A 5938-nucleotide genomic window follows, 5' to 3' on the forward strand; every position below is an offset into this window, starting at 1 on the left:
GTCCTATCGGGAGCTTCACTTCACGGCCCGCATCCCCACGCCCAGTTGATCAACCTGAGACATCCACATCTATCAGGATGAAATGACCTCAGTGCGCTGGGTCCTGTACGAGGCTGCGGTGTTCGTACGGGTCGAGGCTGACGAGAACGGCGCGAACACCGAGATCACCAAGGTGGTCACCGCCAACGATGCCGACGTGCTGCGCCTGGCGCTTCACCGGGGGCGCTTCGTGGTCTATGATGAGAACTTCGAGCCGGTGAACGACGATCTGCGGCTGGACGGCATCCGGGGCGCCGTGTCGGTCGCCGAGGACCGGCACCGCTGGCCGGCCAAGGAGTACCCCGCGTGGGACGACGGTCCCGATCCCCGGCGATACCCCGATTTGTACGCCGATGATGAGGGCGAGGACCCGTTCGACGGCGACGATGACGAGCTGGAGCCGCTCGAGCTGTGGTGATCGGCGAGACGGCCACCAGGTGCTCGCCGCCGCCGATCGCGGTCGCAGCCAGCTGCTAGCACTCAAGATCGCCGACGCTGGGAGTCTGGCGCTGCGGGGCCGTAGCCCAACGGCAGAGGCACACGGCTTAAAACCGCGTCAGTGCGGGTTCGAATCCCGCCGGCCCCACATCAGCGCAAGCGGCACCGACGCCACGCCTGGGAAGTGTCGCCGTCGTGCCAGGGGCGTTGTACCGATCATGGACACCATCAACACCCGGTGGCACACCCAGCACCGGCCCGTACTGGCCGCAGTCGTGGCCGACGCCGACCGCGGCGCCGACACCGTGGACCTCGACGCCTGCGCCACCGTGCTCAACCTGAGCCGTGACGAGGTCGCGGCATCGCTGGACACGCTGCGCGACGCCGGCTTCCTGCAGACCCGCCCGGTGCCAGGCACCGGCCGGACGGCTGTCACCAGGGTCTGCCCGCTGGCCCGGCAGGTCCTGGGCACCGGCCCGGCCACACCGAAGCAGACGGCCGCCGGGCGGGCCTACGAGCAGGTCGTCCTGCGGGCCCCGAGCCGCTGACGCAGGCCGGTCAGCCCTCGCTGGACTGGGCGGCATTGCGCCGGCGGCTGCCGCCGCGCCTGCGCAACTGCACCCCGGCTTCGACGAGCATCTGGTGGATGAACCCATACGAGCGCCCCGTCGCTGCGGCCAGCGCCCGGATGTATTCATCCGCTGTGTAACGCCGGACCAGGTCCTCGCCGAACGCCCGGCGCTCGTCCCCGGCGCTGCGCCGGGTGGCCGAGGAGGGCCGCGTACCCGATGGCGGGGCTCTTTGCTGGCGGAGGAGGCCTCGCAACCAGGTGGTCTCCTAACCGACCTTCACCACGACGGTCTGCGCCGCCTTGTCATGCAGGCACTGTTGAAGCGGTTTGTCCCACAGCTGCCAGAACCCGTCGAGGTAGACGAAGAGCGGAACGCACGTGCCGAGCAGGCGCTCTACCCCCCAGCGCTTGGTCAGCGCGCCGCGGGTCAGCGTTCCGGCCGGGTCCACCGGCACCACGCGGATCTTCATGGCCTTCTTGCCGAGGGTCTGGCCGCCCTTACGGTACTGGTACTCCACGTAGTAGGTGTACGCGAAGAGGACCGACAGGCCCATGGCCAGCGCGAAGACACCCATCAACGGGCCCACCACGGACCACATCTCCCCCAGCGTGGGCTGATGGGAGGGGTCGCCGTAGACGTCCGGCTGCGCCTGCACCTGCGCCATGAGGCGGGACACCCAGACGAACATCAGCGGCACCATGATCACAAGGCTGACCACCGAGCCCAGCGCGCCGTCGATCAGGTATGCCAGCAGCCGGTCGGCGAAGCCCGCCAGCGGCTGCCCGTTCGGCGCGGCCGGCGCCAACGCCGGATGCCAGGCGCCGGGCGGAGGCGGCGGGGGGACCCAGCCGGTCGGCTGCCCCGACCACGGGGAGTGCGGGCCCTGCGGGGGCGCGGGTGAGGAGGGGGAGAGGGCTACCATGCGCGGCATCCTCCCACGTCCTCGCAGCGGGGTCGGTCCCCTCGGGCGGCAACACCAAGAGCCCCGGCCGATGGCCGGGGCTCTTGGTGTTGCGGCGGAGGCCCCATCATCACTCGAATGCCAAGGCGTGGAGCCTCCGGGATCGATCGTCGAAGCTGCTCAGGGCTCCCGGACCACTCTCTCCAAGGCGCTCCCCGAGTTGCTGGCGGCCATCCCGTCGCCGCCGACCCTTCCAACGCTTCCCGGGTCAGGACACGGACGCGAATCGAGACTGGCGCCTGCCAGTGGCAGTCGTCGGGCGTCGGCGACGATGAGGTGTGCGGCGGCGGCCCGGCCGAGGTCGCGGGTGGTGGCCAGCATCTGCGAGGTGCCCGTGGGTGCTCGCCACCTACTGGCGGACGCCCCTTACTCGGACAGCCCCCGCTCTTGGTCGTCCTCCGCTGCGTTGAACGGAGCAACCGAGGCGTCGGTCGTGCGAGAACGGCGACGAACGGTGGCAACTGAGAGTAGAACTGAGACGCCAGGTAGTAGGCGGAGCGGCCGCGGTCGTGCGGCAGGACGGCTTAACCCATTTATGCATCGGCTACAACTTCGCCGAAGGCGTGCTCGCGCTGGTATCGGCGACCGGATGGGGGGTTAGAGTGGGGGAGCACGTACGTCCCGGTGACTTGGAAATCTGGACTGATCAGGTCGGCCAAGGACCGAATGTCCTGCTAATTGGCGGAGCGGGCGACACCGTGGAGTCGTGGCAGTTCCAGCTCGACGGGCTCGCCGATCGCTATCGCCTAATCGCCTTCGACAACCGCGGGGCAGGTCGAACGGCGATGCCCGAGGGTCCAGTCTCCGTCGAGATGATGGCGGATGATGCGGCCCAGGTCCTGCGGGCGCTCGGCGTTGCCTCTGCCCACGTCGCCGGGTTCTCTGGGGGCAGCATCATCGCCCAGGAGTTGGCGCTCCGGCACCCGGAGCTGGTCCGCAGCCTGGTCCTGCAGAGCACCTGGCCGGTGCCAGATACCTACCTTCGATCCTGGGGCGCTTTCGCCCGCTGGCTTGTCGAGTCCGCCCCGAGCGAGCGCGCGTTCCTCGAGGCGTTCTTCCTCGACATCTACACGGCGCGGGCCCACAACGACGGGACCGTCGCCCAGTTCATCGACGAGGTTCTCGCGTTCCCGCATAAGCAGAGGGCCGCAGACTTGCAGCGCTACCTCGACGCCTTCCTCGATCACGACACGACCGACCGACTGCCGCAGATCACCGCCCCGACTCTCGTCCTCGCCGGCGGCCAGGACTCGACCGCACGTCCGCCGCTCGGCCGCGCCGTCGCCGAGCTGATCCCCGGCGCCCGGTTCGAGGTCATGGAGGAGGAGGGCCACCAGCCCTTCCAGGAGATCCCGCAGGAGTGGAACGCCCGTGTCGACGCCTTCTGGCGGGAGGTTGAGGCACGAGGCTGAGAAATCGAGCGGCTGTATCGGAAACGAGCATCTCCGGGCGGCGGCCGCCGTGCCTGGCGAGACCACTAGGAGTGACCGGCGCTCGCTCCCGCCATGTTCGACGTCGCATTCGTGGGGCATGATCGCTGCGTGGCAATCGATCGCCTGGAACTGATCACACAGGCGCAAGCGTTCACCCATGCGCATCCGGAGCACGCGACCGCCGTTGCGCGATGGCTCGCCTGGAGCCTGCCGCGAACTGACGTCGATCCTTTCCGCCCGGATCCCAGAGCCATCATGACGTTCTGCCTTCAGACCGGTACCGACGAGCGGGGGGGTCTGGCAGTGGCGATCATGGCGTCGCCCCGCCGGCCCGGCCCCCGCCGCCTACCCATCCGTCCGATCGTGGCTGACCTTGGAGCGCCGCCTGCCAGGCCGGCAGGTTCGGTACGGCGTGCGGAGGACCAGTTACCTGCCCGTGCCCGAGGCCGTCACCGACCCGGCGGCCGATGCCCGGCGTGCCAGGGCCGCGGTGTGACCGGCGAGCAGTTCATCATGAACGCCGGTGATTCGGTCCAGATCCTCGTCGACCTGCTGTGCCTAGTGTGTGGTGGCTGCGGCCAGGCAGCCCACGACACCTGTGCGCCATCGCGGCACATCGACTGGGACCCTGCCGACGACGAAGACACCGACTACTGGGACCAGGAGCGCTGCCCCTCCTGCCAGGGCCGCACGTGGAACGCCAACCAGGCGTTCACCCGGCCTGACGACCCGGACGAGACCGATGAGGTCTACCTGCGCGCCCCGTGCGGCTGCGCGGGGCAGGACATGGTGAACATCGAGTTCGTGGAAGATGCGGTGCCGGACGACGTGATGTCGGCACTGACCGCCGCGATGGCCACGACACAGCTCGTGGCGGCGGTACGGGCGGCGGCGAGCACTCCACGGCGCGCGGCGATGTCGACCGCATCATGCGGACCATGATGAACGAGGCGCTTGAGGACTAACGTTCGCCGAACTGGCGTTAAGCAAGATCATTTTACGTCCGGGCGGTGGAGCCTGCACTCGAGCCTCGTACATGCGCGCACCGAGTTGTACGGGCCCGAACTCCACCGCCACGGTGCTCGGATGACCGTACTGATCCTGATCTTCGGCCCCGTGTCGGGTGCACACTTCAACCCGGTGGTGACCCTGGCGGACTGGCGGTTGCACCGCCGTTCCGGTGGTGGCCTGACCGCCGGTGGTCTGTCGCGCGGCGCGCAGCCCGGCCGCCGCGCTGGCCGCAGACGGTCACCATCACCATGACCGCGGCCCCTCCCCCGTGATGCCTTCGCGGTGCCCATATCTGCGGTGCCCACATCTCGGGAGGTTCACCGGGCGCGGGCTGCGCCGGAGTTCTTCGAGAGCATCAGGCCGGAGGTGTCGACGGCCTCGAAGTCGGAGCCCTGCAGGTTCTTCAGTGCGCGCAGCGCTTCGTTGGACCAGCGCTGGTCCGACGTGCCGGTCAGGTACCAGGGCGAGCCGTTGTCGGCCACTATGACGCCGTAAGTCTTCATCGCCTCGGCGATGACGCGTGCCTGCTTGGGCATCTTCGAGGTGTTCACACTGGCCTTCAGTCGCAGCCGCAGACCCATCGGCGGCAGGTTCGGATCCGAGGAGCTGGACGCGGCGTGTCGTGCGGGCCACACTTAGGCGTCGCGCGAGCGCGGGACGGTGATGCGCAGCGCGTGGGTGATGCGCCCGGCGGCGACCTCCTCGTAGCGGACCAGCCCCGCGAAGATCGACAGCCCTGCCGCGTCGGCCGAGGTCCAGCCCGCTGGGCGCAGCTTGTTGGACCGCAGGTCGAAGATCGCACCGGAGCCGGCCTTCCAGCCGGAGCCCGCCGGGTAGGCGGCGTACAGTTCGTACACCTTGCAGGCGGCCGGGTCGTAGACGATGACGTGCCGGTCGCCGTCGCTGCCGCGCCCGCCCTCGACCTTCGCGTCGGCGGGGATCGGGTACGGGCCCTTGTCGCTCTCGCCCGCGTACTCGAAGCTGACCTTGACAGTCTTCTGGCCGGGCTTGACGGTGGTGACCGGGATGCCGATCGGTGCTCCGTCCCACAGGCCTTCGCCGAAATCGGGATGCATGCGCCTGGTCGCGCCGATGCTGTCGACGTACGCGGCCGACGAGCGGTGCAGCGGCAGCTTGGACACCTCCGCTCGCCAGATGCTGTCGGCCGGGAACACCCCACACGTGGCGGCCGGGGACGCCGAAGCTGCCGCGCTCGGGCCGTCAACTGCCGAAGGCGCCGCCGAGGGCGCCGGGACGAGGGCCGGGCCGGTGCTGCCGCAGGCGGCGAGTCCGAACACGAGGATCAGGCAGGACAGGCGCAGCGGCGCCGATGCGCGTAAACATGAATTCACGTACAGAATCTAGCTTGTCGTTTAACCTCCCCGGCCGATTAGCTGCTGCTACGGCCGGGGATCTCTGTGTGCACTGTGGACAGTGAGCGGCCTTGGCGTGATCATCAGTGTTGCTGAGACACAAAGATCACC

At 69.0% G+C, this 5938-nt stretch carries 8 protein-coding genes, 1 tRNA gene and 1 pseudogene; 6 read left to right on the top strand and 4 right to left on the bottom strand.

What is annotated here, in order from left to right; genetic code table 11:
- The first annotated feature begins 82 nt into the window (after positions 1-82).
- From AB0J67_RS38690 to AB0J67_RS38700, 3 genes are all read left to right on the top strand, one after another.
- The gene (locus tag AB0J67_RS38690; protein ID WP_363490405.1) at positions 83-457 is read left to right on the top strand and encodes a hypothetical protein; all 375 of its coding nucleotides are present in this window, start codon (positions 83-85) and stop codon (positions 455-457) included.
- Positions 458-552: 95 nt separating this feature from the next.
- Positions 553-625, top strand: a tRNA-Leu gene (locus tag AB0J67_RS38695).
- A gap of 70 nt (positions 626-695) precedes the next feature.
- Entirely contained in the window at positions 696-1025 is a 330-nt protein-coding gene (locus AB0J67_RS38700; RefSeq protein ID WP_363490407.1) for a hypothetical protein, read from the top strand.
- 10 nt (positions 1026-1035) lie between these two features.
- Here the strand turns inward: AB0J67_RS38700 and AB0J67_RS38705 are convergent, their stop codons facing one another.
- Together AB0J67_RS38705 and AB0J67_RS38710 are read right to left on the bottom strand one after the other, a co-directional pair.
- Positions 1036-1302, bottom strand: coding sequence for a helix-turn-helix domain-containing protein (locus tag AB0J67_RS38705; RefSeq protein WP_363490409.1), 267 nt, complete (start codon positions 1300-1302; stop codon positions 1036-1038).
- A 12-nt stretch (positions 1303-1314) separates the two neighbouring features.
- The gene (locus AB0J67_RS38710) at positions 1315-1971 is read right to left on the bottom strand and encodes an RDD family protein (RefSeq protein WP_363490411.1); all 657 of its coding nucleotides are present in this window, start codon (positions 1969-1971) and stop codon (positions 1315-1317) included.
- 548 nt (positions 1972-2519) lie between these two features.
- Between AB0J67_RS38710 and AB0J67_RS38715 the strand changes: the two genes are divergently transcribed.
- The 3 genes and pseudogenes from AB0J67_RS38715 to AB0J67_RS38725 form a co-directional block, all read left to right on the top strand.
- On the top strand, positions 2520-3422 hold the full coding sequence (locus tag AB0J67_RS38715; RefSeq protein ID WP_363490413.1) for an alpha/beta fold hydrolase: 903 nt from the start codon (positions 2520-2522) through the stop codon (positions 3420-3422).
- 93 nt (positions 3423-3515) lie between these two features.
- On the top strand, positions 3516-4385 hold the full coding sequence (locus tag AB0J67_RS38720) for a hypothetical protein (RefSeq protein ID WP_363490415.1): 870 nt from the start codon (positions 3516-3518) through the stop codon (positions 4383-4385).
- Between the two features lie 153 nt (positions 4386-4538).
- Positions 4539-4649 (top strand): annotated as a pseudogene (locus AB0J67_RS38725) (aquaporin family protein); the annotation flags it as partial.
- Between the two features lie 122 nt (positions 4650-4771).
- On the opposite strand, the gene AB0J67_RS38730 reads toward AB0J67_RS38725, so the two are convergent.
- Both AB0J67_RS38730 and AB0J67_RS38735 read right to left on the bottom strand, forming a co-directional pair.
- Positions 4772-5035 (bottom strand): hypothetical protein, encoded by a 264-nt coding sequence (locus AB0J67_RS38730; RefSeq protein WP_363490417.1) that lies wholly within the window; start codon positions 5033-5035, stop codon positions 4772-4774.
- Between the two features lie 54 nt (positions 5036-5089).
- Positions 5090-5806: a hypothetical protein gene (locus tag AB0J67_RS38735; RefSeq protein ID WP_363490419.1), complete on the bottom strand. Its 717-nt coding sequence runs from the start codon at positions 5804-5806 to the stop codon at positions 5090-5092.
- Positions 5807-5938 lie beyond the last annotated feature (132 nt).

The organism is Catellatospora sp. NPDC049609, assembly GCF_040675365.1.
Taxonomy (GTDB): Bacteria; Actinomycetota; Actinomycetes; order Mycobacteriales; family Micromonosporaceae; genus Catellatospora.

What these genes read in the sequence shown, in the direction of transcription:
- AB0J67_RS38700 (WP_363490407.1), top strand. Translation starts at nt 696, where the DNA reads ATGGACACCATCAACACCCGGTGGCACACCCAGCACCGGCCCGTACTG.
- AB0J67_RS38730 (WP_363490417.1), bottom strand. Translation starts at nt 5,035, where the DNA reads ATGGGTCTGCGGCTGCGACTGAAGGCCAGTGTGAACACCTCGAAGATG.
- AB0J67_RS38710 (WP_363490411.1), bottom strand. Translation starts at nt 1,971, where the DNA reads ATGGTAGCCCTCTCCCCCTCCTCACCCGCGCCCCCGCAGGGCCCGCAC.
- AB0J67_RS38690 (WP_363490405.1), top strand. Translation starts at nt 83, where the DNA reads ATGACCTCAGTGCGCTGGGTCCTGTACGAGGCTGCGGTGTTCGTACGG.
- AB0J67_RS38720 (WP_363490415.1), top strand. Translation starts at nt 3,516, where the DNA reads ATGTTCGACGTCGCATTCGTGGGGCATGATCGCTGCGTGGCAATCGAT.